This window comes from Micromonospora sp. CA-111912 (assembly GCF_050948415.1).
GTDB lineage: Bacteria > Actinomycetota > Actinomycetes > Mycobacteriales > Micromonosporaceae > Micromonospora.
The window spans coordinates 1,584,787-1,611,549 of record NZ_CP192007.1 but is presented as its reverse complement, the minus strand read 5'-3'; the positions used below and the strand labels follow the sequence as shown (position 1 = coordinate 1,611,549).

26 protein-coding genes and 1 pseudogene are annotated in these 26,763 nt (G+C 74.7%); 9 read left to right on the top strand and 18 right to left on the bottom strand.

Annotated features, from left to right (window positions below):
- Positions 1 to 138 precede the first annotated feature (138 nt).
- The 5 genes from frr to ACQPZO_RS07380 form a co-directional block, all read right to left on the bottom strand.
- Complete coding sequence (gene frr / locus ACQPZO_RS07400; RefSeq protein ID WP_350887964.1) at positions 139 to 696, bottom strand: ribosome recycling factor; 558 nt, start codon at positions 694 to 696, stop codon at positions 139 to 141.
- A gap of 82 nt (positions 697 to 778) precedes the next feature.
- Positions 779 to 1,546 carry a UMP kinase gene (gene pyrH, locus ACQPZO_RS07395; RefSeq protein WP_161687936.1) on the bottom strand — a complete coding sequence of 256 codons (768 nt, stop codon included), beginning with the start codon at positions 1,544 to 1,546 and terminating at the stop codon, positions 779 to 781.
- Positions 1,547 to 1,706: 160 nt separating this feature from the next.
- Positions 1,707 to 2,534, bottom strand: coding sequence for a translation elongation factor Ts (gene tsf, locus ACQPZO_RS07390; RefSeq protein ID WP_433348213.1), 828 nt, complete (start codon positions 2,532 to 2,534; stop codon positions 1,707 to 1,709).
- 132 nt (positions 2,535 to 2,666) lie between these two features.
- A complete protein-coding gene (gene rpsB / locus ACQPZO_RS07385) occupies positions 2,667 to 3,590 on the bottom strand; it encodes a 30S ribosomal protein S2 (RefSeq protein WP_433348211.1) in 924 nt (307 codons plus the stop codon).
- 205 nt (positions 3,591 to 3,795) lie between these two features.
- Positions 3,796 to 5,001 carry a hypothetical protein gene (locus ACQPZO_RS07380; protein WP_433348210.1) on the bottom strand — a complete coding sequence of 402 codons (1,206 nt, stop codon included), beginning with the start codon at positions 4,999 to 5,001 and terminating at the stop codon, positions 3,796 to 3,798.
- A 225-nt stretch (positions 5,002 to 5,226) separates the two neighbouring features.
- On the opposite strand from ACQPZO_RS07380, the gene ACQPZO_RS07375 reads away from it, so the two are divergent.
- From ACQPZO_RS07375 to ACQPZO_RS07365, 3 genes are read left to right on the top strand one after another with little or no spacing between them, the layout of a single operon-like run.
- The gene (locus tag ACQPZO_RS07375; protein ID WP_396669834.1) at positions 5,227 to 5,586 is read left to right on the top strand and encodes a YraN family protein; all 360 of its coding nucleotides are present in this window, start codon (positions 5,227 to 5,229) and stop codon (positions 5,584 to 5,586) included.
- Positions 5,587 to 5,601: 15 nt separating this feature from the next.
- Complete coding sequence (locus ACQPZO_RS07370; RefSeq protein ID WP_433348208.1) at positions 5,602 to 7,122, top strand: YifB family Mg chelatase-like AAA ATPase; 1,521 nt, start codon at positions 5,602 to 5,604, stop codon at positions 7,120 to 7,122.
- Positions 7,032 to 8,345, top strand: a complete 1,314-nt coding sequence (locus tag ACQPZO_RS07365; RefSeq protein ID WP_433348206.1) for a DNA-processing protein DprA — start codon at positions 7,032 to 7,034, stop codon at positions 8,343 to 8,345. The genes ACQPZO_RS07370 and ACQPZO_RS07365 overlap by 91 nt, the downstream gene beginning before the upstream one ends.
- An 84-nt stretch (positions 8,346 to 8,429) precedes the next feature.
- On the opposite strand, the gene ACQPZO_RS07360 is transcribed toward ACQPZO_RS07365, so the two are convergent.
- Positions 8,430 to 8,771: a hypothetical protein gene (locus tag ACQPZO_RS07360; RefSeq protein ID WP_433348204.1), complete on the bottom strand. Its 342-nt coding sequence runs from the start codon at positions 8,769 to 8,771 to the stop codon at positions 8,430 to 8,432.
- A 400-nt stretch (positions 8,772 to 9,171) separates the two neighbouring features.
- Between ACQPZO_RS07360 and ACQPZO_RS07355 the strand changes: the two genes are divergently transcribed.
- Both ACQPZO_RS07355 and ACQPZO_RS07350 read left to right on the top strand, forming a co-directional pair.
- Positions 9,172 to 10,224 carry a tyrosine recombinase XerC gene (locus tag ACQPZO_RS07355; RefSeq protein ID WP_433348202.1) on the top strand — a complete coding sequence of 351 codons (1,053 nt, stop codon included), beginning with the start codon at positions 9,172 to 9,174 and terminating at the stop codon, positions 10,222 to 10,224.
- A gap of 53 nt (positions 10,225 to 10,277) precedes the next feature.
- Positions 10,278 to 11,459: an aminotransferase class V-fold PLP-dependent enzyme gene (locus ACQPZO_RS07350; protein WP_433348200.1), complete on the top strand. Its 1,182-nt coding sequence runs from the start codon at positions 10,278 to 10,280 to the stop codon at positions 11,457 to 11,459.
- Positions 11,460 to 11,578: 119 nt separating this feature from the next.
- Here the strand turns inward: ACQPZO_RS07350 and ACQPZO_RS07345 are convergent, their stop codons facing one another.
- The 12 genes and pseudogenes from ACQPZO_RS07345 to ACQPZO_RS07290 form a co-directional block, all read right to left on the bottom strand.
- Positions 11,579 to 12,241 (bottom strand): murein hydrolase activator EnvC family protein, encoded by a 663-nt coding sequence (locus ACQPZO_RS07345; RefSeq protein ID WP_433350850.1) that lies wholly within the window; start codon positions 12,239 to 12,241, stop codon positions 11,579 to 11,581.
- A gap of 519 nt (positions 12,242 to 12,760) precedes the next feature.
- Entirely contained in the window at positions 12,761 to 13,084 is a 324-nt protein-coding gene (locus tag ACQPZO_RS07340) for a DUF2469 domain-containing protein (RefSeq protein ID WP_007075222.1), read from the bottom strand.
- On the bottom strand, positions 13,081 to 13,893 hold the full coding sequence (locus tag ACQPZO_RS07335; protein ID WP_433348198.1) for a ribonuclease HII: 813 nt from the start codon (positions 13,891 to 13,893) through the stop codon (positions 13,081 to 13,083). Before ACQPZO_RS07335 ends, ACQPZO_RS07340 begins: the two co-directional genes overlap by 4 nt.
- Positions 13,887 to 14,411 carry an NUDIX hydrolase gene (locus ACQPZO_RS07330; RefSeq protein ID WP_433348196.1) on the bottom strand — a complete coding sequence of 175 codons (525 nt, stop codon included), beginning with the start codon at positions 14,409 to 14,411 and terminating at the stop codon, positions 13,887 to 13,889. The genes ACQPZO_RS07335 and ACQPZO_RS07330 overlap by 7 nt, the downstream gene beginning before the upstream one ends.
- Positions 14,412 to 14,472: 61 nt before the next feature.
- On the bottom strand, positions 14,473 to 15,108 hold the full coding sequence (gene lepB, locus ACQPZO_RS07325) for a signal peptidase I (protein WP_396669826.1): 636 nt from the start codon (positions 15,106 to 15,108) through the stop codon (positions 14,473 to 14,475).
- 9 nt (positions 15,109 to 15,117) lie between these two features.
- A pseudogene (lepB, locus tag ACQPZO_RS07320) lies at positions 15,118 to 15,986 on the bottom strand (signal peptidase I).
- Between the two features lie 196 nt (positions 15,987 to 16,182).
- Positions 16,183 to 16,539: a 50S ribosomal protein L19 gene (gene rplS, locus ACQPZO_RS07315; protein WP_161687914.1), complete on the bottom strand. Its 357-nt coding sequence runs from the start codon at positions 16,537 to 16,539 to the stop codon at positions 16,183 to 16,185.
- A gap of 141 nt (positions 16,540 to 16,680) precedes the next feature.
- The gene (gene trmD / locus ACQPZO_RS07310) at positions 16,681 to 17,484 is read right to left on the bottom strand and encodes a tRNA (guanosine(37)-N1)-methyltransferase TrmD (RefSeq protein WP_433348193.1); all 804 of its coding nucleotides are present in this window, start codon (positions 17,482 to 17,484) and stop codon (positions 16,681 to 16,683) included.
- 19 nt (positions 17,485 to 17,503) lie between these two features.
- Positions 17,504 to 18,061: a ribosome maturation factor RimM gene (rimM, locus tag ACQPZO_RS07305; protein ID WP_433348191.1), complete on the bottom strand. Its 558-nt coding sequence runs from the start codon at positions 18,059 to 18,061 to the stop codon at positions 17,504 to 17,506.
- Positions 18,061 to 18,294 (bottom strand): RNA-binding protein, encoded by a 234-nt coding sequence (locus ACQPZO_RS07300; RefSeq protein ID WP_405112718.1) that lies wholly within the window; start codon positions 18,292 to 18,294, stop codon positions 18,061 to 18,063. The genes rimM and ACQPZO_RS07300 overlap by 1 nt, the downstream gene beginning before the upstream one ends.
- Position 18,295: 1 nt before the next feature.
- A complete protein-coding gene (gene rpsP / locus ACQPZO_RS07295; protein ID WP_433348189.1) occupies positions 18,296 to 18,772 on the bottom strand; it encodes a 30S ribosomal protein S16 in 477 nt (158 codons plus the stop codon).
- A gap of 273 nt (positions 18,773 to 19,045) precedes the next feature.
- Positions 19,046 to 19,693 (bottom strand): DUF402 domain-containing protein, encoded by a 648-nt coding sequence (locus tag ACQPZO_RS07290; protein WP_433348187.1) that lies wholly within the window; start codon positions 19,691 to 19,693, stop codon positions 19,046 to 19,048.
- Between the two features lie 142 nt (positions 19,694 to 19,835).
- Between ACQPZO_RS07290 and ACQPZO_RS07285 the strand changes: the two genes are divergently transcribed.
- From ACQPZO_RS07285 to ACQPZO_RS07270, 4 genes are all read left to right on the top strand, one after another.
- The gene (locus ACQPZO_RS07285; protein ID WP_433348186.1) at positions 19,836 to 20,180 is read left to right on the top strand and encodes a CU044_2847 family protein; all 345 of its coding nucleotides are present in this window, start codon (positions 19,836 to 19,838) and stop codon (positions 20,178 to 20,180) included.
- A 13-nt stretch (positions 20,181 to 20,193) separates the two neighbouring features.
- Positions 20,194 to 22,128 carry a trypsin-like peptidase domain-containing protein gene (locus ACQPZO_RS07280; protein ID WP_433348184.1) on the top strand — a complete coding sequence of 645 codons (1,935 nt, stop codon included), beginning with the start codon at positions 20,194 to 20,196 and terminating at the stop codon, positions 22,126 to 22,128.
- Positions 22,129 to 22,245: 117 nt separating this feature from the next.
- The gene (locus ACQPZO_RS07275) at positions 22,246 to 23,175 is read left to right on the top strand and encodes an AAA family ATPase (RefSeq protein WP_433348182.1); all 930 of its coding nucleotides are present in this window, start codon (positions 22,246 to 22,248) and stop codon (positions 23,173 to 23,175) included.
- Positions 23,175 to 26,606, top strand: coding sequence for an SAV_2336 N-terminal domain-related protein (locus tag ACQPZO_RS07270; RefSeq protein ID WP_433348180.1), 3,432 nt, complete (start codon positions 23,175 to 23,177; stop codon positions 26,604 to 26,606). Before ACQPZO_RS07275 ends, ACQPZO_RS07270 begins: the two co-directional genes overlap by 1 nt.
- Positions 26,607 to 26,763: the final 157 nt, after the last annotated feature.

Genomic DNA, 26,763 nt, shown 5'->3' with positions numbered 1-26,763 from the left:
GCCCGGGTGGTGGCCTGGTGGCCGCCCACCGGGGCGGCAGCGGCCCGCGACGACGAAGGCACCGGCGTCCCGCCGCCCGACGGCGACGGCACACCGGTGCCACGGCAGGTCACGCGACCGGCCCGGGCCGGTCGCGGATCAGACCTCCAGGAGCTCGGTCTCCTTGTGCTTGACCAGCTCGTCGACGCTTGCGACGTACTTCTGGGTCAGGTCGTCGAGGTCCTTCTCGGCGCGGCGGCCGTCGTCCTCGCCGACCTCGCCGTCCTTGACGAGCCGGTCCAGCTCTTCCTTGCCCTTGCGGCGGATGTTGCGGATGGCCACCTTGGCCTCCTCGCCCTTGTGCCGGGCGACCTTGGTCATCTCGCGGCGCCGCTCCTCGGTCATCTGCGGGACGAGGATGCGGAGCTGGTTGCCCTCGTTGTTCGGGTTGAGGCCGAGGTCGGAGTCGCGGATCGCCCTTTCCATGGCGCCGATCTGCGAGTTGTCGTACGGCTTGATGATCACCATGCGTGGCTCGGGGACCCCGATGGACGCCATCTGGGGCAGCGGCGTCGGGGTGCCGTAGTAGTCGATGATGACCTTGGAGAACATGGCGGCGTTGGCGCGACCGGTGCGGATGGCGCCGAACTCTTCCTTGGCGTGCTCGATCGCACGCTCCATCTTCTCCTCGGCCTCGAGGAGGGTGTCGTCGATCACCGGTCTCCTCGCCTCCTTCTCGTGTTCGTGGTGGGCTTTGCTGTCGTGTCCGGAGGACCGTCGCTCGCCGGCCGCCGGCCGCTCAGGCGGTGATCAGGGTGCCGATCTTGTCGCCACCCACCGCACGGATGATCGTGTCCTCGCCCTGCGCGCCGAAGACCAGCATCGGCAGGCCGTTCTCCATGCACAGGCTGAATGCGGCGGCGTCGGCCACCCGCAGGTTGCGGCGCAGCACCTCGGAGAAGGTGATCGAGTCGAACTTGCTGGCGGTCGGGTCGATCCGGGGGTCGGCGGAGTAGACGCCGTCCACGCCGTTCTTGCTCATCAGGACCACATCGGCGCGGATCTCCAACGCGCGCTGGGCGGCCACGGTGTCGGTGGAGAAGTACGGCATGCCCGCGCCGGCGCCGAAGATGACCACACGGCCCTTCTCCAGGTGCCGGATGGCGCGCAGCGGGATGTACGGCTCGGCGACCTGGGCCATCGTGATCGCGCTCTGCACCCGGGTCTCGATGCCCTCCTTCTCCAGGAAGTCCTGGAGGGCGAGGCAGTTCATCACGGTGCCCAGCATGCCCATGTAGTCGGCGCGGGCCCGGTCCATACCGCGCTTCTGCAGCTCCGCGCCGCGGAAGAAGTTGCCGCCACCGACCACCACCGAGACCTGCACGCCGCGGCGGACCACGGTGGCGATCTGCCGGGCGATGGCCTGTACGACGTCCGGGTCGACGCCGATCGCCCCGCCGCCGAAGACCTCGCCGGAGAGCTTCAGCACCACCCGACGGGCCCGTCCGGGCGGTGGGGCGGTCGGATCATCCGCTTCCAGGCTCCGGTCACCAACAACCTGCGTCATCCGCCCCGTCCCTCCCCACGCGCACCAAACGTGCGCCGGTTACCGCGTACCTGCCGTCGCTGACCCTATGCGACAGGGAGGCCGCGGTGCCTGTCGCGTACACCAGCGGCCTCCCCGTCGACGTTCCCTGCCCGCGGGCGCGTCACGCCCGACGAGCGGCTCAGGCCTGGCCGACCTCGAACCGCAGGAAGCGGGTCACCTCGATGCCGGCCTCGGCCAGCAACTGCTTCACGCTCTTCTTGTTGTCGGCGACCGATGACTGCTCGACCAGGACATAGTCCTTGAAGAAGGCGTTGACCCGGCCCTCGATGATCTTCGGCAGCGCCGCCTCGGGCTTGTTCTCCTCGCGGGCGGTCTGCTCGGCGATGCGCCGCTCTGCCTCGACGACGTCGGCCGGAACCTCGTCGCGGGTGAGGTACTTCGGCCGCATCGCCGCGATCTGCATGGCCACGCCACGGGCGTCGGCGTCACCGGCCTCGTCGGTCTTGCCGGCGTACTCCACCAGCACACCGACGGCCGGCGGCAGGTCCTGGCTCTTGCGGTGCAGGTAGACCGCGACGGTGCCGTCCAGCTTGGCGAAGCGGTTGAGCACCAGCTTCTCGCCGATCTTGACGGACTGCTCCTGGATCAGGTCGGCGACCGGCTTGCCGTCGATCGTGCTGGCGAGCAGCTCCTCGGCGGTGCTCGCGCCGCTGCCCTCGCCGTGCTCGACGAGCTGCTGGGCCAGCACGATGAAGGCGTCGTTCTTGGCGACGAAGTCGGTCTCGCAGTTGAGCTCCAGCAGCGCCTTGCCCGAGTGCGCGATCAGGCCGTTGGCGGCCGTCCGGCCGGCCCGCTTGCCGACATCCTTCGCGCCCTTGACGCGCAGGATCTCGATGGCCTTGTCGAAGTCGCCCTCGGCCTCGGTCAGCGCCTTCTTGGAGTCCATCATGCCGGCGCCGGTGAGGTCGCGGAGCTTCTTGACGTCCGCGGCGGTGAAGTTGGACATGACTCTCTCTTCGGTCTTGAGACAGCGGGTGGGATGTTCTGGGTCCCGGTTACCCGGGTCCGGGCCGGCTGCGCCGGCGTACCTGCCGTCCCCGCCGTCCGGTTTCCCGGACGGCGGGGAACGGCGGTGCGGTTACTCCGCGGCGGCGGCCGCCGGCTGCTCGGCAGGCTGTGCGGGCTGCTCGGCGGGCTGCGCCGGCTGCTCAGCCGACTGCGCGGCGGGCTGCTCAGCCGACTGCGCCGGCTGTGCGCGCTGCTCGTCGGCCTTCTTCGGCTCCTCGAGCAGCTCGCGCTCCCACTCGGCCAGCGGCTCGTCGGTGCCGACCTGGCCCGGCTCCGGCTTCTCGTCGCCGCCCCGGCGACGGCCGGAACGGGCGATCAGGCCGTCGGCGACGGCGGCGGCCACGACCCTGGTCAGCAGCTCGGCCGAGCGGATCGCGTCGTCGTTGCCCGGGATCGGGAAGTCGACCTCGTCCGGGTCGCAGTTGGTGTCGAGCACCGCGATCACCGGGATGCCCAGCTTGCGGGCCTCGTCGACGGCGATGTGCTCCTTCTTCGTGTCGACGATCCAGACTGCGGCCGGAAGCTTCTGCATGTCCCGCAGACCACCCAGGGTGCGGGTCAGCTTGATCTTCTCGCGGGAGAGCTGCAGGGTCTCCTTCTTGGTGTAACCGGCGGTGGTGCCGCTCAGGTCACCCAGCGCCTCCAGCTCCTTCATCCGCTGCAGCCGCTTGTACACCGTCTGGAAGTTGGTCAGCATGCCACCGAGCCAGCGGTGGTTCACGTACGGCTGGCCGACCCGGGTCGCCTGCTCCGCGATGGCCTCCTGGGCCTGCTTCTTGGTGCCGACGAAGAGGATGCTGCCGCCCTCGGCGACGGTGTTGCGAATGAACTCGAACGCCTTCTCGATGTAGTCGAGGGTCTGGCGCAGGTCGATGATGTAGATGCCGTTGCGCTCGGTCATGATGAAGCGCTTCATCTTCGGGTTCCAGCGCCGGGTCTGGTGCCCGAAGTGGACACCGCTCTCCAGCAGCTGACGCATGGTCACGACGGCCATGGTTGGGTACTCCTCAAGATCCCTGGTTGTCACGCCCGGCCGGTGGCCGGGCGTCCTGGCGCCTGGTCGTCGGCCATGGTGTTCCCGACCGGAATCGGGACCAGGGAGGCCGCCGCCCCACGACGGGGCGTGGGGAGGGCGCGCGAGGTCGACCGCGTGCGGCGGTCGCCAGTCGACCAGTGTACGCCTCTGCGCGGCCCTCCGGTCAGCGGGTGGCGAGGGCCGCGGCGACGAAAAGCACCAGGCCGACCGTGAGGTATGCCGTCGGCGGGCGCAGCCAGCCCCGGCTGCCTTCGGCGAGCGCGAGGCCGCCGGTGCGCAGCCCGTAGAGCCCGACGCCGAAGATCGGCAGCCCGGCGACCAGGAAGATGCCCACCACGACGTCGGCGGCGGAGAGCGGATCGCCGAGCACGCCGTGCCGTAGCACCCGCAGGGCCGGGACCTCGAAGACCACCACCAGCAGCGCGATCAACACCGCCAGCGCCGGGCGGCGGGTCCGGTAGACGCCGTCGGACTGCGGCGGGCCGGGGCGGCGCAGCCCGTCCGGGGCGTACGCCGGGTCCAGGCCCGACGGGGGCAGATCCGGTCGGACGGCCATGGAAGGCATCGGTCCGGTCGGCATCTCCAGCGGGTGCGGCGTCCCGGCCGCCGGTCCCGTCTCGGCCCCGCGTACGGGCTCGGCCGAGCGCCCCGCCTCGGCCCCGCGCCCCGCCTCGGCCACCGGGCCGGGGCCCGCATCCCGGTCCGCCCCGCCCGGGCGGTCCGCCTCCGCGGGGCGGTTCGGGTCGACGATCGGGTAGCTGCCGAGCGGCACGGGGCGGCCGGTTTCCGACCTGCGCCCGACCGGGTCGAGGCCCAGCGGGTCCGACTGGGGCGGGGTGTCCCGGGGGGCGGCGTCGTACGGGGCGCCGGAGACCGGCATGGGCCGCTGGCCGACGGTCAGCGGAAACTCGACGGCACGCTCGACGGCGGGCGGCGGGAACGTGGCCGAGCTCTGGCCGCTCGCCAGGACGGGGTCCGCACCCCGCGACCCGGCGGACAGCCCGGTCTCGACGGCCCGGGCCGCCCGGCGCGCCTCCCGCTCCGCGGCGAGCTCGTCCACCGACACCCCGAACGAGCTGGCGTCGGCCCGCCTCGACCGCGACGGCCGGTAACTGTCGGTGTCGGTGTCGGTGAGCCCGAACGCGTCGTCCGCCCCGTGCCGCCCGGCCTCGGCATACCGGCCGACGGGCGGGTCTGTCAGCTCGTCATAGCGTCGCTCACCGGTGTCCCCGCGCTGGTCCGAGGCGCGAAACTCGTCCGCTGGATAGCGGTCGTCGCCCGGCGGGCGCCAGTCCGGCTCGCCGTACCCGCGCTCGCCGGGGTACCAGCTCGGCTCCTGATCATCGGGAAAGCTCCGTCGTGCGTTCACGACGGGCACCGTATGTGACAGTCGTACCCCCGCGCCATCCGGATGCCGGCTTCCTCCCGAACGGGACCGGACCGTGCGGTCCGCATCCTCGCCCGCCCCCGTCGCGGACACCGGCGGCACGGCCGTCCATAGCACGCCGGGGGCATGATCGTCCGGTCGTCCACAGCAGCCCCGTCGTCCACAGGCTCCCCCCGGCGGGCTGCCGGGCCCGGCATGGTGCGACGCATGACGAAGCGGAACCAGGCGGTCGGCGCGTACGGGGAGCGCTGCGCCGTCCGACACCTGATCGGGGCGGGGCTACGCCCGGTCGCCCGAAACTGGCGCTGCCCGGCCGGCGAGATCGACATCATCGCCTGGGACGGCGCGGTGCTCGCCTTCTGCGAGGTGAAGACGAGACGCACCGCCGACTTCGGCACGCCGGCCGAGGCGGTCGTGCCGGCGAAGGCGCGGCGGCTGCGGGGGCTGGCCGCCCGGTGGCTCGCGGAGACCCGCACCACCGCTGACGAGGTGCGGTTCGACGTGCTGTCGGTCGAACTGCCCGACGCGGGCGCGGCCCGGGTCGAGCACCTCAAGGGTGCGTTCTGAGATGGGCTGCCAGGCATGAGCTACGCGAAGGTGCTCTGCGTCGGCCTGGTCGGGGTGGCCGGGCACGTGGTGGAGGTGGAGGCGGACCTCGCGCCCGGGCTGCCGGCCGTGGTGATCTCCGGACTGCCCGACACCGCCCTGCACGAGGCGCGCGACCGGGTCCGCGCCGCGGTCGTCAACTCCGGCCAGCGGTGGCCGAACCGGCGGATCACCCTCAACCTGCTTCCGGCCACGATGCCGAAGTTCGGCTCGGCCTTCGACCTGGCGATCGCCGTGGCGCTGCTCGGCGGCTCCGGGGAGCTGCCGCTGCTGGCGCTGGATCGGGTGGTGGTCCTCGGCGAACTGGGCCTCGACGGCACCGTCCGGCCGGTGCGTGGGGTGCTGCCGATGGTGGCCGCCGCAGCGCGGGCCGGCCTGGAGCGGGTGATCGTCCCGGCCGACAACGCGGCCGAGGCGGCGGTCGTCCCGGGCGTCCGGGTCCGCGCCGTGGACACGCTCCACCGGTTGGTCGAGTTCGTCCGGGACGGCACGCCGCTGATCGAGCCGCCCGCCCAGACGCCGTCCGCCGGCCCCGACGGGCCGGACCTGGCCGACGTGGCCGGGCAGGCGCTCGGTCGGCGGGCCCTGGAGGTGGCCGCCGCCGGCGGGCACCACCTGGCGCTGTTCGGGCCGCCCGGGGCCGGCAAGACCATGCTCGCCGAACGACTGCCGTCCATCCTGCCCGAGCTGGACGACGAGGCGGCGCTGGAGGTCACCGCGCTGCACTCGATCGCCGGGCTGCTGCCGGCCGGCGGCCGGCTGCTGCGCCGGCCGCCGTTCCAGGCACCGCACCACACCGCGACGGTGGCCTCGCTGGTCGGCGGCGGGTCAGGGCTGGCCCGCCCCGGTGCGGTGTCGCTCGCCCACCGCGGGGTGCTCTTCCTCGACGAAGCGCCCGAGTTCGGCAAGGGCTCACTGGAAGCGCTGCGCCAGCCGCTGGAGAACGGCCGGGTGCAGCTCGCCCGCAGCCGGGGTGGCACCGAGTACCCGGCCCGGACGCAACTGGTGCTCGCCGCCAACCCTTGCCCCTGCGCGAAGCCAGCCGGGGATAACTACTGCGAGTGCTCCCCGCTGGCCCGCCGGCGCTATCTCGGCCGGCTCTCCGGCCCGCTCCTGGACCGGATCGACGTGCAGGTCACCCTGCCGCCGTTACGGGCGGCGGAGTTGATGGAGGCGACGATGACCGAGGAGCCGTCGGCCGCCGTCGCGGCCCGGGTGGCCGCCGGCCGCCGGGCCGCCGCCGAACGTTGGGCGGACGCCGGCTGGCGGGTCAACGCGGAGGTCCCCGGTCCCCGGCTGCGCCGTCCACCCTGGCGGCTGCCCGACCGGGACACCCGCGAGCTGCGCGGCCGGCTCGACTCCGGCGCGCTGTCGGCGCGCGGCTTCGACCGGATCATCCGGATGGCATGGACCGTCGCCGACCTCGACGGGCGGGATCGGCCGCACTCCGACGACGTCCGGGAGGCCATCCAGCTCAGGACGGGGGACGCGGCGTGAACACCGAGGAGGACCTGCTGGCCCGGGTGGCGTTGACCTGGCTCGCCGAGCCCGGCACCCGGTCGGTGCACGGGCTGGTCGACGAGCTGGGCCCGGCGGGCGCGCTGGACCTGCTGCTCGACGGCGGGGCACCCGAGGAGTGGCTGCGTGCCGCCGTGGCGGCCCGATCCCGGGAGGGGGACGCCCGGGCCGTGGCGGCCGACGCCCTGGCCCGTACGCAGCGGCTCGGTGCCCGGATCGTCACCCCCGACGACGAGGAGTGGCCGGCCCGCGTGGAGGACCTGCGCCGGATGGTTCTGCCGGGCGCCAACCGGAGGGTGGACCGGGAGGCCGCTCCCCCGCTCTGCCTCTGGACGCGCGGCGGTTGGCCGCTCCGGGAGGCGCTGGACCGGTCGGTCGCGGTGGTCGGCGCCCGGGCCGCCACCGGGTACGGCTTGCACGTGGCCACCGAGCTCGGCTACGGGCTGGCCGACCGGGACTGGACGGTGGTCTCCGGAGGCGCCTTCGGCATCGACGCCGCGGCGCACCGGGGCGCGCTCAACGCCGGCGGGCTGACGGTGGTGGTGCTCGCCTGCGGGATCGACCGGCCCTACCCGATGGGCAACGCGGGCCTGTTCGACCGAATCGCCGAGACCGGGCTGCTGGTCAGTGAGTGGATGCCGGGCGCCGAGCCGTTCCGTCCCCGGTTCCTCATCCGCAACCGGGTGATCGCGGCGGCGACGCTGGGCACGGTGCTGGTGGAGGCCGCGGCGCGCAGCGGCGCGACCCAGACGTTCAACCGGGCCCTCGCGGTCGGCCGGCGCCCGATGGTGGTGCCCGGCCCGGTCACCTCCGCCATGTCGGTGGGCGCCCACGAACTGCTGCGCGAGCAGCCGTCGGCGAGGCTGGTCACCGGCGTGCCGCACGTGCTGGAGGAGGTGGGCCGCATCGGCGCCGACCTGGCGCCACCGACCCGCGCCCCGCAACACCCCCGGGACCTGCTCGACGACGAGGCGGCGCTGGTGCTGGAGTCGATGCCCCGACGCGGAGCGGTCGACGTGGACCGGCTGGCCGCCCGCGCCGGCGTGGATCTCCGGACCGCCCTGCGCAAGCTCTCCCTGCTGGAGGAGCTGGGTATGGTGCGCCGCCGCGACGACGGGTACGCGCTGGTCGCCCGCCCGGCCAGCGCTCCCGGCACCCCTCCGGCCAGCGCCCCCGGTTCCATCGCGGGCCCGCCGCCGTGACGACCCGGCCGGGACCGGTCCGCCGCGTGGCCCGCTCGGCACGGCCGGTCGGCGTCATCACGGACGTAGGGCCAGCCGTGTCGCTCAGTCGCCCTCGAAGCGGAGCTGTACGTCGTGGTCGCGCAGGCAGCGCCGGGCCAGGCCCACCAGCCGGCGCACCTGTTCCGCCTCCGCCGGATTCCCAGCTGCCTCGCCGAGGCAGCGCAGCTCGGCGAGCAGTTGCGGCACCTGCCCGACTGCCACGACCAGCTCGCCACCCGGGTCGAGCCGATCCAGCAACGGGGTACACCCACCGCCGCACACCCGCGCCAACAGGTCCACCAGCACGTCGCGCGGATCCGCCACCACCTGCACGCTGGCGTACGACGGGCGACGGCGGCCGGGGCCGGGACGGACCAGCCGGTAGAGGACGACATCCAGGCCCATGCTCGGTCCCCTCCTTCCTGAGGGTGCCCGGCCGGCGGCCTCGCGTCGGCACGGGCGGATTCCGGGTACGGCCCGGTGACGGCGCTGGCACCGACGGCCTACCACGTCAAAGTCTCCCCCGCTCGCCTCCGGCCAGCCAGCACCGTTCACCTCACCCCGCACTCAGACCCGCCCGCGCTCGCCCGGCTCGGTGGCCACACCGCCCCTCGCCCCGTGGGCCCGTCGGCCCGCCACGCCGTCAGCCCGTCGCCCGCCGTGCTGCCCGCGGCCCGCCGCCCGTCTGCCCGTCGGCCCGCCGTGCTGCCCGGGTAGCGGGGCGCTCGTAAGCTGAGCCGGTGCGAGGCGACGGAGGGGCGCGGCCCGGTTGGCCGGCCGCGGCGGGTAGGCCGGAAGGCGCCCGGTGAACCGCGCCGAGCGCGGCACGAGGGCAACGCACGCGGCCCTTCCGGTGGCGCTGCGGGAGGCGGTGGACGACTTCGCCGACCACCTGGCCCGGGTGCGCAACCGCTCGGCGCACACCGTCCGGGCGTACGTCGGCGATCTGGTTTCCCTGTTCGACCACGCCGCTCGGATGGGCTGCATCGCGGTGGCCGACCTCGACCTCGGCGTGCTGCGCAGCTGGCTGGCGAAGCAGCGGACGACCGGGGCCGCACGGACCACGATGGCCCGGCGGGCCGCCTCGGCGCGGACGTTCAGCGCGTGGGCCCACCGCGCCGGCCTGCTGCCCACCGACGTGGCCGCCCCGCTGGCGAGCCCCCGGGCCCACCGGGACCTGCCGACCGTGCTCCGCACCGACCAGGTGACCGCCCTGATCGAGGCCCCGGTCTCCCGCCCGACGACCCCGGCCCCCGCCACCAGGACGGAAGGGCGTGGCGGCGAACGTCTCCTGGCGGAGCCGGATCCTTCCACCGCCTCACCGTCGGCTCCCGCCGACGAGGAGGCGGCGCGGGCCGTGGTGCTGCGGGACCGGGTTCTGCTCGAGCTGCTCTACGCGACCGGGGTGCGGATCAGCGAGGCGTGCGGCTTGGACACCGCCGATGTGGACGACGCCCGCCGGGTGGTCCGGGTGCTCGGCAAGGGCGCCCGGGAGCGGTCCGTGCCCTACGGGGTCCCGGCGCAACGGGCACTGGACGAGTGGCTGCGAGCCGGGCGGACCGCCCTCGCCGGCCCGGAGTCCGGCGAAGCCCTGCTGCTCGGGGCCCGGGGCGGCCGACTCCACCCGACCACCGCCCGACGGATCGTCGCCGGGTACGCGGAGGCGACGGGGCTGCCCCGGACCAGCCCGCACGGCCTGCGTCACTCGGCCGCCACCCACCTGCTGGAGGGCGGCGCGGACCTGCGGGCGGTGCAGGAGCTGCTGGGCCACTCGTCACTGGCCAGCACGCAGATCTACACCCACGTCTCGGTCGAGCGGCTGCGCGCCGCGTACCGGCAGGCGCACCCGCGCGCCTGAGCCGGGTGGTCGTTGGGGGGCACCGTCGATGGGTGTCGGGCTACGATCATGGGATGAGCGCGCCGCAGCCGCCCGAGCCCATCCCCGGCGCCCGGCTGCTCTTCTCCCTCGACCCGGCGGTGAGCCACCTCAACCACGGCTCGTTCGGCGCGGTGCCGATCGGGGTGCAGCGCGCCCAGCAGCGGCTCCGCGACGAGATGGAGGCCAACCCGCTGCGCTTCTTCGGGCCGAGCCTGGTGGACCGGATCGCCCACACCCGCCGGCACCTGGCCGCCTTCCTCGGCGCCGACCCCGACGGCACCGCGCTGGTCGGCAACGCCACCACCGGCGTCGCCGTGGTCCTTCAGTCGCTCGGCCTGCGCCCCGGCGACGAGGTGCTCACCACCGACCACGGCTACGGCGCCGTCGGCTTATCCGTCGACCGCGAGTGCCGGCGCACCGGGGCGACCCGCCGCACCGTGCACGTGCCGTTGACCGCGACGGCCGAGCAGGTCGTCCAGCTCGTCCGGGCGGAGCTGCGGCCCGGACGGACGAAGCTGCTCATCGTCGACCAGCTCACCTCGGCCACCGCCCGCCTCTTCCCGGCCGCGGCGATCGTCGGGGCCGCCCACGAGCACGAGGTGCCGGTGCTCGTCGACGCCGCCCACGCGCCGGGCATGCTGCCGACCCCCGTCGGGGACATCGGCGCGGACTTCTGGGTCGGCAACCTGCACAAATGGGGGTACGCCCCGCGCGGCACCGCCGCGCTGGTGGTTGCCCCGTCGTGGCGGGACCGGATGGAACCGCTGGTGGTCTCCTGGGAACAGGGGGCCGGCTTCCCGGGCAACGTCGAGTGGCAGGCGACCCTGGACTACACGTCGTGGCTGGCCGCGCCGGCCGGCGTCTGGACCCTGCGCAGCCTCGGCGTCGACCGGGTGCGGGCGCACAACGCCGCGCTGGCCGCGTACGGGCAGCGGGTGGTGGGGGACGCGCTGGGGGTGGCACCGGCCGACCTGCCGGATCCGGGCGGGCCGACGGTGGCGATGCGGATCGTCCCGCTGCCGGCCGGGCTGGCCGCCACGTTCGACGACGCCCGCGCCCTGCGGGGCCGGATCGCCGAGGAGCTGTCCACCGAGGTGGCGGTGATGACCTGGAACGACCGTGGCTGGCTCCGGCTGTGCGGCCAGGTCTACAACGCGCCGCACGAGTACGAGCGGCTCGCCGCGCGGCTGCCGGCGATGCTCACCCGGCGCTGACCGGCGACCGCACCGGCGGCTGCACCGGAGACCGCGTGCCGAGCACGTCACGCATGGGCCACCCCGAGCAGGTCAAAGGCGGCGGCTGCGGGAAGGCGGCACCGTGGCGGCGGGGGCGGTCAGGTGGGCAGGAGCCGGACGGGGCCGAGCCCGAGCAGGGCCAGCGGGTCCAGGTACTCCGCTCCCCGGCGCAGCCCCCAGTGCAGGCAGGCCGGCTCGGGGCAGCCCGGGTGCCCGGGCAGCAGCCGGCCCAACGGCGCGCCGGCGGCCACCCGGTCCCCGGCGCGGACGCCGGGCCGCACCGGCTCGTACGTGGTCCGCAGCCCCGCGTCATGCCCGACCGTGACCACGGGACGACCCGCGACCGGGCCGGCGAACAGCACCACCCCCGACCCGGCGGCCCGGACCACGGCGCCCGGCACGGCGATCAGGTCGACGCCCCGGTGGCCGGGCAGCCACGGCTGCGGGGGCGGCGCGAAGCGACGGGCCGGTCGAGGGACGCCGTCGAGCGGCCACCGGAACCGCGCGTCCGGCGTGGAAGCTTGCGCCCGGGCCGCCGCGTCGGGCGCTGCCGCCGGCCCGACACCGGACGGACCGGGCGGGACGAGGGCCGGCCCGACACCGGGCGGACCGGGCGGCACGGGGCCGGGCCCGACACCGGGCGGCACGGGGCCGGGCCCGACGGCGGACACGATCACCACGCTGGCAGCGCCGGATTGCGGCGGAGCCACGGGACCGGCCCCGGCGGCGAGGACCGCCGCGCAGAGCGCCGCTACGGACAGCACCGCCGTGGCCGGTCGCGCCAGCCTGCGGGCGGCCTCACCCCGGGCCCGCCGCCCGCCGGCACCGGTCCCGCCCCATCCTGAGCCACCGGCCCCGGTCCTCGTCCACATGCTCGGCAGCGTGCCGGAATCCCGGGACGCGCCGCCACCGCAGACCGCTCGCCTGTGGACGGCCGGACGGGCTGTGGACAGTCCTCGCCCGGACCGATGATCTGCTATGGCCCGACCGGTCGGCCCGGCCCACGCAGAGCCGGTGCGTCGCCGCCGCACCCGGCCCGGCAGCGGGCAAGCCGCTGACCCGGACCAGGGCAGCCCGTAATGACCACTGTGGACAACATCAGCCGGGCCGGACGAGGCGATCAGCCTCGAGGAGTTCGGGTGGCCGCCCGCAACCACGGCGGTGCCGTCGGGCGTGGGCCGGCGCGGTGGTGCCGACGGAGTGCGGCGGGGCCGGGCGGTGGGGACGTGCGGCCGGCGCCGGACCGGTCGACGCGGGTGGGCTGCCGGAAGGAAGGACCGTCAGCCGCCGAAGCCGGAGTCGGCCGGCAGGGAGATGTCGGGCTTCTCCAGCTCCTCGACGTTGACGTCCTTGAACGTCATCACCCGGACGTTCTTGACGAACCGGGCGGGACGGTACATGTCCCACACCCAGGCGTCGTGCATCTCGACCTCGAAGTAGACCTCGCCGTCGGAGTTGCGCACGTGCAGGTCCACCTGATTGGCCAGGTAGAAGCGGCGCTCCGTCTCCACGACGTAGGAGAACTGGCGGACGATGTCGCGGTACTCCCGGTAGAGCTGGAGCTCCATCTCGGTCTCGTACTTCTCGAGATCTTCCGCGCTCATCGCACTCCGCCTTCCATGACCACATCTTCCCCCACCGGCGCGGGAGGTCGGGGCTGCTCGCCCAACGCCACGCCGACGGTACCTCCTGATGTCCCGAAGCGCTCCATCGGCTCGTCCGGGCGCGCACCCACCGGTCGACGGGACCTGGGTGGCAGCCCGTCCAGGCCGGACACGGCGGCCACGTTCACGTACGAGAAGCGGTGTTCCCGGCACGGTCCGTGCTCCCGCAGAGCGGCGGTGTGCTCCGCCGTGATGTAGCCCTTGTGCTCGGCGAAGCCGTAGTCGGGGAACGTCCCGTCCAGCTCGACCATGATCCGGTCCCGGGTGACCTTGGCCAGCACGCTCGCCGCCGCCACACAGGCGGCCACCCGGTCGCCCTTCCAGACCGCCAGCCCCGGCACGTCCAGCCCGTCGACGCCGAAGCCGTCGGTCAGCACGTAGTCCGGGCGGGTGTCCAGCGACGCCAGCGCCCGGCGCATCGCGGCGAGGTTGCACACGTGCAGGCCGCGGGTGTCCACCTCGTCGGCCGGGATCACCACCACCGCGTACGCCAGGGCGCGGGTGACCACCTGCTCGTAGATGCGCTCCCGGCTGGCCGGGGTGAGCAGCTTGGAGTCGGCCAGCCCGTCGATCTCGCCGCGTCGCCCCTCGGGCAGCACCGCCGCCGCCGCGACCAGCGGGCCGGCGCAGGCGCCCCGGCCGGCCTCGTCGGCGCCCGCCACGTTCCGGAAGCCTCGGCGTTGCAGGGCGCGCTCCAGCGCGTACAGCCCGGCCTCCCGGCGGACCACTGTGCGCGGCGGGGTCAGCACGGCGTACCTCCGGCCGCAGGGACGGCCCCGGCGGACCCGGCGGGCGGGGTCTGCGCGTCGGGCCGCGCGGCCAGCACCCGGCGCAGCAGGGCCGGCAGGTCGGCCGGGTAGTACCGCTCGGTGGTGGCGGCCAGTTCGTCGGCCGGCCACCACCGGTGCCCGAAGACGCTGGCCCGCTCGACGGCGTTGAAGCCGGCGGTGTCCACCTCCCAGGACGGCACCCGGACCAGGAAGAACTCCTGCTCCTGCTGGTACCGCACGCCGTCGAAGGGGAACCGGAGCGTCTCCCGCCACACCGGCTCGCCCAGCTCGGCCGGGGTTAGCCGCAGGCCCGTCTCCTCGGCCAACTCCCGGGCGGCGCCGGTCGCCGGGGACTCACCCGGCTCCAGTCCGCCACCGGGGGTGAGCCAGTACCGGTGCTCGGGCCGCGCCGGGTCGCAACCGGCGAAGAGCAGCACCCGGTCGGCGTCGTCGACGAGCAACACGCGCGCCGCACGTCGAGGGGTGTAGACGGTCACCTTCCCAGCCTGCCAGACCCGGCCCGCGTCGCCCACGCCCACCCGGGGGTCGGTGGGTGGATCAGGGGTTGGGGATGCCGTCGAACGACTCCGGGACGGTGAGCCAGGTGGCCCGGCCGACCGGCCAGAAGACGGTGAAGGCGCGGCCGACCACCTGGTCCTCGGGGATGGTGGCGCTCTGGATGTTCTGGCCGGACTGCTGCCAGTGCTCCAGCGAGTCGCCGGAGGCCGAGCGGTGGTCACCCATCACCCACAGCCGCCCCTTCGGGACGGTGATGTCGAACTCCTGGTCGGCCGGCTTGTCCTGCTGTCCGGCTGCCGAGTAGATGTACGGCTCGTCGAGCGGCCTGCCGTTGATCACCAACCGCTCCTGCGGGTCGCAGCAGACCACGTGGTCGCCGCCGACGCCGATCACCCGCTTGATGAAGTCCTCGCCGTCGGGGTTGCCGCTCCACTCGGTGGGCGCCTTGAAGACGATCACCTCGCCGCGGTGCGGCGACCGGAAGTCGTACACCAGCTTGTTGACCAGCACCCGATCGTCGATCTGGAGGGTGTTCTCCATGGACGGCGACGGGATGTAGAAGGTCTGCAGCACGAAGGCCCGCACCAGCACCGCGACCAGGATCGCCACGCCCAGAAGGATGGGCAGCTCCTTCCAAAAGGAGCCGCTCTTCTTGTCGGTCTGCTCGTCAATCACGGGTGGAGCCTACGTCGCCGCGACCACCCGGACCGCCCGGAACGCGCGAGGACGGACACCGCGGCCGAGACCGGGAGGAGCAGCAGCACACCGCCCGATCCGGTGGGGCGCGCGGGGGCCGGGGGGTCGCCGGCAGCCGTGACGGGCCTGGTGACTCCGGTGAAGGTGTCCGGCACCGACAGCGACGCCCACCGGGAGGACGGCCAGACCACGACGAACGCCCGCCCGACGACGTTGTCGATCGGCACCGGGCCCTGGCAGCGGGCGTCCTGGGAGACCAGCCGGTGGTCGCCCATCACGAAGATCTGGCCGGGCGGGACCACCACCTCGGCGAAGCGCCGCGACCGGCACTCACTCGGATTTGGCGGCAGGTCCAGCGGGGAGTTCCGGATCACGTACGGCTCGTCGAGCGGAACGTCGTTGACGGTGACCCGACCCTGGGCGTCGCAGCACTCCACCCGGTCGCCGGGGAGGCCGATGACCCGCTTGATGAAGTCCTTCTCGCCGGGGCGGCTGAGCCCGACCAGGTCGCCGACCGCGCGGGCGAACTTCCCGGCCATCCCGGGCTCGGGCTCCTGGGCCTGCTGGGCGACCCACCTGTCGGTGCCCCGGAAGACCACCACCTCGCCGCGCTGCGGATCCCGCACGTCGTAGACGACCTTGTTGACGAGCACCCGGTCGCCGATGAGCAGGGTGTCCTCCATCGACCCGGACGGGATGAAGAACGCCTGGAGCAGGAAGGTGCGGATCAGCACCGCCAGGCAGAAGGCGACGATCAGCAGCAGGGGCAGCTCCTGCCAGAGCGGCATCTGTCGGCGGGGGCGCCGGGGGCGCCGGCGCCACGGATCGACAGCGCCGTCCTCGTCAAGCGTCCGCACCTGGCCACTCCCCGGTCCGCAGAAATGCCACTACCGCCCGGGAGCCTCGTCGAGGCCCCACGGGCGGTAGTGGGACGATCTGTGGCCGCAGCTGCCGCCGCGACGCGCCGATGCCCGCCTGTGCCCGTGCGAACAGCGTAACCGGGGCTGGCCCGTACGACATCCGCGTAGCTCAGGCGGTGTGGCTAGCGAGCAGTCAGCTCGACTGCTTCTCGCGGCGCTCCTTGATCTTGGCCTTCTTGCCCCGCAGCTCGCGCAGGTAGTAGAGCTTGGCGCGACGGACGGCACCGCGGGTCACGATCTCGATCCGGTCGATGCCCGGGCTGTTCACCGGGTAGGTCCGCTCGACGCCCACACCGAAGCTGACCTTGCGGACCGAGAAGGTCTCGCGCAGGCCGTCACCCTGGCGGCGGATGACGACGCCCTGGAAGATCTGGACACGGGACCGGTTGCCCTCGACGACCCGCGCGTGCACCTTGACGGTGTCACCGGCACGGAACTGGGGAATGTCGACCCGCTTCGACTGGGCGTCAAGGGCGTCCAGGATATTCATCGCTGTGTCCTCGTGAGGCTCACGGCGCACCGTCAGTCGGTGCGCGGATGGGTGATTCTGATCCCCGGGTGGCGGCCGACGGGCGGCCCCGGTCGGGAATCCTCGCAGCCGCCCACGGCGCGGACGGTTGCGGCAACCCCCCTACTTTGCCACATTCCCCGGCGGCACCTGAAATCCGGCCCGGTCCAGGGCCGCCCTGTCCCGCTTGTCCAGGCTCGCCGGGTCGAGCGCGGCGAACATGTCGGGCCGGCGGGTCGCGGTGCGCGCCAGCGCCTCGTCGCGCCGCCAGCGGGCGATCTTCCCGTGGTCGCCGGAGCGGAGCACCTCCGGCACCTCGTGCCCCCGCCAGGCCGCCGGCTTGGTGTACATCGGCGCCTCCAGCAGCCCGTGGGCGTGCGACTCCTCGTCCAGCGACCCGGCGTTGCCGAGCACCCCGGGCAGCAGCCGGGTGACCGCCTCCAGGATCACCAGCACCGCCACCTCGCCGCCGAAGAGCACGTAGTCGCCGAGCGACACCTCGGTCACCCGCATCCGGGTGGCGGCCTGGTCGAGCACCCGCTGGTCGATGCCCTCGTACCGGCCGCAGGCGAACAGCAGGTGCGACTCGCCGGCCAGCTCGTGCGCCATGGCCTGGGTGAACGGCTCCCCGGCCGGGGAGGGCACCAGCAGCCGGGGCAGGGTCAGGCCGTCGGGGGTCAGACCGTCGGGGGTCAGCTCCGCCGGGGCGAGGGCGTCGAGCGCGTCCCCCCACGGCTCGGGCCGCATCACCATGCCGGGCCCGCCGCCGTAGGGGGTGTCGTCGACGGTGCGGTGCACGTCGTGGGTCCAGCTCCGCAGGTCGTGTACGGCCAGCCGCAGCACGCCGTTGGCCCGGGCCCTACCGATCAGGGAGAGGTCCAGCGGGGTGAAGTACTCGGGGAAGATCGACACGACGTCGACGCGCATGCGCGGGTGCTCCAGCGGTCTAGAGATCGAACAGACCGGCTGGCGGATCGACGACGACACGTCCCCCGGCGACATCCACCTCGAGGACGATCGCCTTGACGAACGGGACGAGCGCGGTACGCCCCTCGGGGCGGCGCAACACCAGCAGGTCGGACGCGGGTGCGTGATCGATCCGGGTCACCTCACCGAGGTGCTCGCCGCCCGGGGTGACCACGGCGAGGCCGACGAGCTGGTGGTCGTGGAACTCCTCCGGGTCCTCCGGCGAGGCGACGCCGGCGCTGTCCACCCCGATCAGGGTGCCGCGCAGCGCCTCGGCGACGTCGCGCTCGAGGATGCCCTCGAACGCGACCAGCATCCGCCCCTGGTGCCAGCGGGCGGACTCCACGGTCAGCTCGGCCGGGACCCGGAACGGCACTCCGGGGCCGGGGGCGGGGTTGGCCGGCGGCGCCGCGCCCGGCTCGGTACTGAGTACCGAGCCGGGCGCGAAGCGTGCCTCGGGCTCGTCGGTGCGCACTTCCACGGTGACTTCACCGCGGAGGCCGTGCGGCTTACCGATCCTGCCGACGATGAGCCGCATCAGTACGAGTCGACGATGTCGACGCGCACGCCACGCCCACCGATGGAGCCGATCACCTGGCGCAGCGCCTTGGCAGTCCGGCCGGACCGCCCGATCACCGTGCCGAGGTCTTCCGGGTGCACGCGGATTTCCAGCCGCTTGCCCCGACGGGAGTCGGCCATCCGGACCCGGACGTCGTCCGGGTGATCGACGATGCCCTTGACCAGGTGCTCGAGCGCCGGACGCAGTGGCATGTCAGGCCTGCTCGCCAGCGTTCGTGGCGGGCTGCGCCTCGGCCTTCGGCGCCTCAGCCTCGGCCTTCGGTGCCTCAGCCTTCGGTGCCTCAGCCTTGGCGGCCTTCTTGGCCGGCTTCGCCGGAGCCTCGGTCAGGCCGGCGGCGGCCTTCGCCTCAGCCTCGTACGCCGCCTTGCGGTCGACGCGCTCGGCGGCGACCTTCAGCGGCGGCGGGGCCGGCAGGCCCTTGAACTTCTGCCAGTCGCCGGTCAGCTCGAGCAGGCGCTGCACGGCCTCGCTCGGCTGCGCGCCGACGGACAGCCAGTACTGGACCCGCTCCGACTTGACCTCGATCACCGAAGGGTCTTCCTTCGGCTGGTACACGCCGACGAACTCGATCGCGCGACCGTCCCGCTTGGTACGCGAGTCGGCGATGACGATGCGGTACTGCGGGTTGCGGATCTTGCCCATCCGCAGGAGCCGGATCTTTACGGCCACAGTTGTTTCGCTCCTGTTGCGATCTCACCGACCCAACACGGGCGGTGCACGGGTGAGCGCCGACCGGCACAGTGGGGTTTGGGCCGGAGACTACTCGGTGGACTGGCGACGCGCCCGGGTTAGAGGGCGCCGAACGCGCGCCGGATACCAGCGACCCATTCTGCCAGATCGGGCCGGGATCCTTCACACCGGCGGGCCAGGTCACTCGCCCGACTGCCGGATTCCGGCCCTTCGCGCCCTTTGTCCGACTGGTCGGACGCTCGCGGCACCTGCTCAGCAGGCCGGCGGACGGTCCCAGCCGTCCGGCAGTTTCTCCGGCACCTCCCACCCGGGCGGCGGGGTGAAGTCGCACCAGGTGCCGTCGAACGGGAACTCGCCAGCCTCGGCGCGGGCGATCACCCGCAGCCCTTCGGCGCGCACCGCCGCCTCGTCGGCCACCCAGTAGTCGTCGGGGAGGGCCAGCCGCTCGGCGAACTCCTCCTCGTCCTTCCACTCCCAGCTGCGGTCCGGCCGGATCACCACGTCGAGGTCCTGGTCGATGATGTCCACCCCGACCACGTCGCCGTCGTCCCAGCGGACACCCGGCTCCTCCAGATTGACGTACCAGTTGGCGAAGCGCCCGTCGGCGTCGGAGAACCACCAGACCGAGTGGGCCGCGCCCACGGGCAGGAACTTGAGCACCGACGGCCCGTTCCACCGCCCGAGCGCCAGCCGGTACGACGACGTGACCCACTCGGCGAACGGCATCGCCCGCAACCCGAGGCCGGCCTCGGTGACCTCAGAGGCCGCCGGCGAGTTGCGGGCGACGAAGATGAGCAGCCCGCGCTCGTCGTCGCTGACCACCCGCCCCGCCCGGACCCAACCGATCCGGCCGTGCCGCACGTTGCGATGCATGATCAACCGGCCGGGCGAGAGCGTCATGGGCACCGACCCTACCGGGGCTCGGCCGGGCGGCCGGTGCGCCGTTGTTCCGACACCCGATCGGCCGTTTCGGGCTGTCGATCCCCGTCGCTGAATCGCTACGGTGTGATGGACACGCGTCGCCGAGCGGAAGGACGGGCCTGTGTCGGAGGACGTACGGGTCGAGTTGCCCAGTGGCGAGACGGTCTGGGTCCGGGTCGCCGGCACCGCCGGCCCGGCCGACGTGGGCTGGCGGGAGGACCAGGTGTACCGCCTGGAGGGCCTGTTGGAGACGGTGCGGGGGGTGGCGGGCAGCGTCCGCGCCGGGCTGCGCGAGGCCCGCCCCGACTCGGTCAGCGTGGAGTTCGGGGTCACCATGTCGGCGAAGACCGGCCGGGTGCTCAGCGTGCTCACCGAGGCCGGCGCCGAGGCCAACCTCAAGATCACCCTCGGTTGGCAGAACGGCCAGGCCGACGACCGCCCGGCGCCCACGGCCACGAACGGCTGAGGGGCCGCACATCATGGGGGCCCCGCTGGTCGCCGACGGATTCGACGAGATCAGCCGGGCCCTGCGGTCCACCGTGATCGAGGTGCCCCGGGGCGACGGCATCCGCGGCGGCACAGCCTTCTTCGTCGCCCCCGGCTACGCCCTGACCTGCGCCCACGTCGTGAACGGCCGGGAGGGCGCCACGCTGCCGGTGCGCTGGGGCGGCCGGCCGCTGAGCGCCCGGGTCGTGCACGCCGCCCCAGCCTCGACCGGCGGCCACTCGATCTGGCCCCTGCCCGACCTCGCGGTGCTCCGGGTGGCCGACGCGCCCGCCGACCACCCCTGCGTGTGGCTCGGCGAGCAACCGCCGCCCGACGGCGCACCGCTGCACACCTTCGGCTTCGCCGGGGCGTACGGCACCCCGGAGCCCACCTCGGCCTGGCTGTACTCGGCGGGCCGGCAGGGCGTCCGGGGTGCCACGGCGCTGCGGGTCCGCGACGACGAGCTGGCCGAGGGCAGTTCCGGCAGCCCGATCGTGGACCTCACCAGCGGCGAGGTGTGCGCCGTGGTGAAGACCGCCCGCAGCCCCGGCGACCCGTACGGCGGGCTGGCCGTGCCCCTCGGCGAGCTGCGCGGGCTGCCCGTGGCCCTGCTGCGCGAGCTGTGGCGCGGCCACGACCGGCACCACGGCGCCGACGGCTCCTGGGCCCACGCCGTGGACCGGTTGCGGGCCCGGCGTGCCGCCGCCACCGCGCCCGAGGTGGCCGAGCTGCTGGACCCGGGGGCGAAGCTGCCGGTGCTGCGGGCCGCCGAGGAGGCGAAGGTGCGCGGCATCCTGGCCCGATTGCCGGCAGCCGACGACGCGCACCAGCTCTACGAGCGGGCGTGCGGCCGGTGGGCGCCGACGCCGACCCAGCCGCTGCTGGACCGGCGCGACGTCGTCCGCGCCCTCGACGACGTCGCGCAGGCCCGGCGCGGGGAGCTGCACCCGCTGCTCGTCTTCGCCACCGCGCTGATCCCCCGCTGCCCGGCCACCGAGCGTGGCCGGCTCCAGGACTGGGTCGACGACCTGGCGTTCCGGCTGGGCCAGCGGGCGCAGCTCGCCCAGCACCGGCCAGCCCTGCTCCCCGCCCAGCGGGTGCCGTCGGTGGAGCGGTCGTCGGTGCTGGTCGAGGTCACCCCCGCCGGCCACGACCAGCGGCGCTACCTGCTGTCCGTGTCCGTCTACCGGAGCCGGGACGACGTGCGCTGCCTGGCCCAGCACGACGAGCCGATGGCCCTGCCCCAGCTGGAGGCCGCCCTGCGCCGCGAGCTGCACGTCGGGCTCCGCCAGCTCGGTTGGGGCCGCACCGTGATGGTCGAGCTGGCACTGCCGCCGGAGCTGCTCGACCTGCCGATCGACGAGTGGGTCCTCGCCCCGCACGACGTCGCCCCGCTCGGGTTGGTCCGGCCCGTGCTGGTGCGGATCGCCGACGACGGCGAGGGCGGGGCGGCCGGGCCGGAGGCCGAGGAGCGGTGGGAGGCGCTGTCGGCGTCGGCGGAGGGGATGTCCTTCGCCACCGTCGACTGCCGAGCCGAGACGGATCCGACCTGGTTCTACGCCCACCTGACCACGACCAACCCCGGAGGCGTGCTGCTGCCCGGCCCGACCACGGACCCGGCCCAGCGCACGCTGCTGGAGGTCGGGGTGCGGGCCGGGGCACCGGTGGCGCTGTGGAGCCGGGCGGGCTGCGACCGGCACCCCGCCCCGGGCGGCGCCGGCGCCTGCCGGGGGGTGGCGTTCCTGGCCGACCTGGAGTCCCGGCTGCGCCGCCGGCCGATAGGGTCGCTGCCGCTGGACGTCCGCCAGCTGCGCGCCGCCGCGGTGGCGGCCCGCGACGACGACCACTGCGGGCACCGGCTGGTCCTGCTCTGGGACGACCCGTTCCGGCGCTTCCGGGACCCCTCGACGCTCGACGCGCAGTGGTGAGACCGGCGCGGGCCGGCCGACAGGAGGGACGATACGTTGCAGGACTGGTGGATCTATCGGGGCACGGGGAGTCCCCACTCCGGGATACTCCGGCTGCCACCTCCCCCGCCCTGGCGGGTGTTCGACGGCGCCCCCCTGGCGGCACCGCCGTCGAGCCCGGACGGCGCGGCCGGCCGACGGCTCGGTGAGCTGCACCGGGCGGTCAGCTACCAGCCCCGCCCCGACGAGCTGGAGCTGGTCAACGCCGCCCTCTACCTGCGGCGCCCGCTGTTGGTCACCGGAAAGCCGGGGGTGGGCAAGTCGACCCTGGCGTACGCGGTGGCGCACGAGCTGGCCCTGGGGCCGGTGCTGCGCTGGCCGATCACCAGCCGGTCCACCCTCGCCGAGGGGCTCTACAGCTACGACGCGATCGGCCGGCTCCAGGAGGCCAGCCTGCACCATCAGCTCGGCACTGCGGGGGACCTGCCGATCGGCCGCTACCTGCACCTGGGGCCGCTCGGCACGGCCCTGCTGCCGTACGAGCACCCCCGGGTGCTGCTGATCGACGAGATCGACAAGAGCGACGTGGACCTGCCGAACGACCTGCTCAACATCTTCGAGGACGGCGAGTACCGCGTCCCGGAGCTGCAACGGATCGCCGCCAGCCAGCCACAGGTCGAACTGCCGGTCGAGGGCAGCGCGGACCAGGTGGCGGTGCACCAGGGCGTGGTGCGCTGCCACGCGTTCCCGCTCGTGATCATGACCAGCAACGGCGAGCGCGAGTTCTCCCCCGCGTTCCACCGCCGGTGCCTGCGGCTGGACCTGGGCCAGCCGGACGCCGAGCAGCTCGCCGCGATCGTCGCCGCGCACTTCGGAACCGAGCCGACGGCCGAGACGGCCGACCTGGTCGAGCTGTTCCTGTCCCGGCGGGAGCGCGGCACCCTCGCCACCGACCAGCTCCTCAACGCCATCTACCTCACCGTCCAGGCACCCGACGGCGGGCGGCCGGACCGGGAACGGCTCGCGGACCTGGTGCTGCGGCAGCTCGACGCGGGGCCGGACAGCTGATGAGCACGGTCCGGCTGGTGGGTGCGCTGCGCGGTCTCGACGTGCAGCCGCGGGAGCTCGCGGACGCCCTCTGGCTGGCCCGGTTCCTGCCCGGCGGCGGTCCGCCGACCGAAGCGGGAACGTCTCCGACGCCGGCCGACCTTGCGGACACCGACCCGGCCGAACCGGCGGACCCGACGCCCGAGGGGGCGGAACCCAACCGGCTCCCCACCCCCCGGACGCCCCTGACAAGGCTCCGGCCCACCCCGACGCGGGCGGATGGCACCGACGCACCCGACCCGGTGCGTTGGGTACGCCTGCACGTGCCCCGGCCGGCCGGACGGCCGGCGGGAAGCGGCGGCGCGGGCCTGCCGGTCCGCGCCCCGGCACCCCCCGCCCTGGACACCCGGGCGTTGGCCCGGAGCCTGCGTCCGCTGCGCCGCCGAGTGCCCGACCCGAACACGCTCGCCCTCGACGAGGAGGCCACCGCGGCGCGGGTCGTGGAGCAGGGACTGTGGGTGCCGGTCCTGCGCCCGACGCCCCAGCCGTGGTTCGACCTGACCCTCGCCGTGGACGGCGGGGCGTCGATGGCCGTCTGGCGTCCGCTGGTGGCCGACCTGGAGTCGGCGCTGAGCCGGCTGAGGGCCTTCCGCCACGTCCAGCGGGTGCGGCTGCCGTCCGGGGCTGAGCGGCGACTCAGCGTGGGCCCGACCGACGGGCCCGGCGTACCCGGCCACTCGACGCGGGAACTGCTCGACCCCCGGGGGCGCCAGCTCATCCTCGTGGTCAGCGACTGCGCCGGGCCGGAGTGGCACGACGGCTCGATGTTCCACACCCTGCAGACCTGGGCCCGGCACGAGACCGTGGCGATCCTGCAACCGCTGCCCCAGCGGATGTGGCGGCGCAGCGGCCTGGTGCCGGTGCGCGGCCGGCTCACCGCGACCGGGGGCGACAGCGCCAACCGCCGCCTCCGGTTCGTACCCCGGCAGTGGCGGCCCGGCGCGGGCCTGCGCGGGATCGTCCCGGTGCCGGTGCTGCAGATCCAGCCGGACTGGCTGGCCGGCTGGGCGCGGCTCACCGGCACCGGCGACGGCACGATCGACGCGGTGGTCACGCTGCCGCCGCAGCCCGGGCCGCCGGAACCCGTCGAACCGGTCGGCGGCCCCCCGCAGGACGAGGCGGCCCGGCGGCTGAGCAGGTTCCTGGCCACCGCCAGCCCGGAGGCGCTGCGGCTGGCCACCCAGCTCGCGGACCTTCCGGTGACACTGCCGATCATGCGCCTGGTGCAGCAGGCGTCGGCGGCGCCGGCCCACCCCGCGCACCTGGCGGAGGTGCTCCTCGGTGGGCTGCTCGTCCGGCAGCCCGACCCGGCGGGAGACCTGCGGTTCGACTTCCACCAGGGCATCCGGCCGATGCTGCGGGACCTGCTGCTGCACACCGACCTGCTGCGCCTACGGCACGAGATCGCCCGGTTCCTGGCCCACCAGATGGGCATCAGCATGCGGGAGTTCGCGGCGGCGCTGAGCGCTCCGGCCGGGGTGGCCGGCGACGCGGGGCTCGGCGAGTCCTTCGGCCGCCTCCCGGCCACGGTGCTGACCCGGCTCGGCGGTCGACACCGGGAGCTGATCGAGTTCGTCGAGCAGCGGGAGCCGGACCCGGGCCCGCCGTCCCCGGTCAACGGCCACCACCCGGTCCGCCGGGTGACAGCGAAGCCGAGCCCTCTGGTGACGGCGGAGCCAGACCCGTCCGTCACCGGCTCACCCGTGGACGAGCAGGACCTCGACGGGCTCGACGCGACCATCCGGGTGTTGCGGCAGGCGACGGCCGCCGGCCCGGACCGCACCGACCTGACCGGCCTCGCCCGCGCGCTGCGGGCCCGGTTCCAGCTCACCGGGGACGTCACCGACCTGGTCGAGGCGGCTTCCATCCTGGAGCAGGTGCGGCGGTGGGCCGACGGCGGCACGGAGCCGGACGACCCCGAGGCGGTGCTGGACCTCGCCGAGGTCCGGTTGTCGCTGTGCACCGAGCGCGGCGCCACGGCCGACCTGAACGAGGCCGTGGCCCTGTTCCGCAGCGCCCTCGCCGTGCCCGACGGCCCCCGCCCCGGGCGGTGGCGCGGCACCGTCGGGCTGGCCCGTGCGCTGGTGGTCCGGGCCGACCGGCTCGGCGCGGTGGCGGACCTCGACGAGGCGGTCGAGCTCTACCTTGCGGCGGCCGGGGCGGCCCCCGGGGCGGGCGGGGACGACCTGCGGCTGCGGGCTGTCGACGCGCTGCTGCGCCGGTACGCGCTGACCGGGGACCGGACCGCGCTGACCCGGGCGGACGCGGTGAGCGGCGACGTGGCGGACACGCCGGGGCGGCACACTCGCCGGGTACGCCTGGCGGACCTGCTGCGCCGCGCCGCCCGGGAGGCCGGCGAGCCGGAACTGCTGCGCCGCGCCGCAGCCCTCTACGCCGAGGCCACCGAGCGTTCCGGGCCGGACGGCGACGCCCGGGTCCTGCACGGCCTCGCCGAGGCGCGTGGCGAGCTGTCCGTCGCCACCGGTGACCCCGCCGAGCTGGACGCAGCGGTGGCGACGGCACAGGCCGCCGTGGCGGCTGGCGGCCGCGACGACGTGACGCACGTCGAGTGCCTGGCCACCCTCGGCCGGCTGCTGCGGCTGCGCGTCGACCGGGACGGTCGGGACCACGACCGCGACGCGCTGGTCAACGCCGCCCGCCGGCTGCTCGATGCGGTGCCCGGCTTCCACCCGGACCGGCACCGCCACCTCGCCGCGCTGGGCGACGCCCTGCGGCTGCGGTACGACGCGGCCGGTGACGCGGGCGACATCCAGGAGGCGTGCGCCCGGTACGAGGAGGCCGTGCGGACGTCACCGGCCTCCGGCGCTCAGCTCGGCAGGCGGCTGGCCGACCTCGGCGACGCGCTGCGGGCGCGGGCCGACCGGTTCGGCTCCCGGGCCGACCTGGACGCCGCCCGACAGGCCCTCGCCCGGGCGGTCGACGTCACGCCCGCCGACGACCCCCGGCTGGCCGACCGGGTCCGCCTGCTGGCGGAGGCGCTGCTCGCGCTGCGCGAGCGGTCCGCCGCGGTGGCGTGCTACCGCCGGGCGGTGGAGCTGCACGGCCGCCGCCACGGCCCGGACGGTGCCCCCACCGTCGAGGTGCGGGTCGCCTTCGGCCGGGCGCTGCTGGCGGCGGAGCAGTTCACCGAGGCCCGGGAGGAGTTGCGGGCGGTGGCCGACATCCTCGCCCAGCGGCTCGGCCCCGGGCACCGCCGGGCCCTCGCCGCCCGGTCCGCGGCGGCCGAGGCGCTGGCCGGTCTCGGCAATCTCGGCGGGGCCCGCCGGGAGCTGCGGGACGTGCTGGCCGGGCAGGTCCGTTCGCTCGGCGCGGACGACGCGGACCCGGCGGCCACCCGGCGGCTGCTGGACCGGCTGGCCGGGGACGGTTAGCTCCCGGCCCGGGCCGGGCGTGGGCCCACTGCCGGCAGTGGGCCCAGGCCAGCCGTGGGCCCGCCCCCCGCGCCTGGGCGGGCCGGCCGCGGACCGGCGGGACGGGTCCGTCCCGCCCTCGCGCCGCCACCCGCGTCCAGGCGGTCGCCGACTGCCG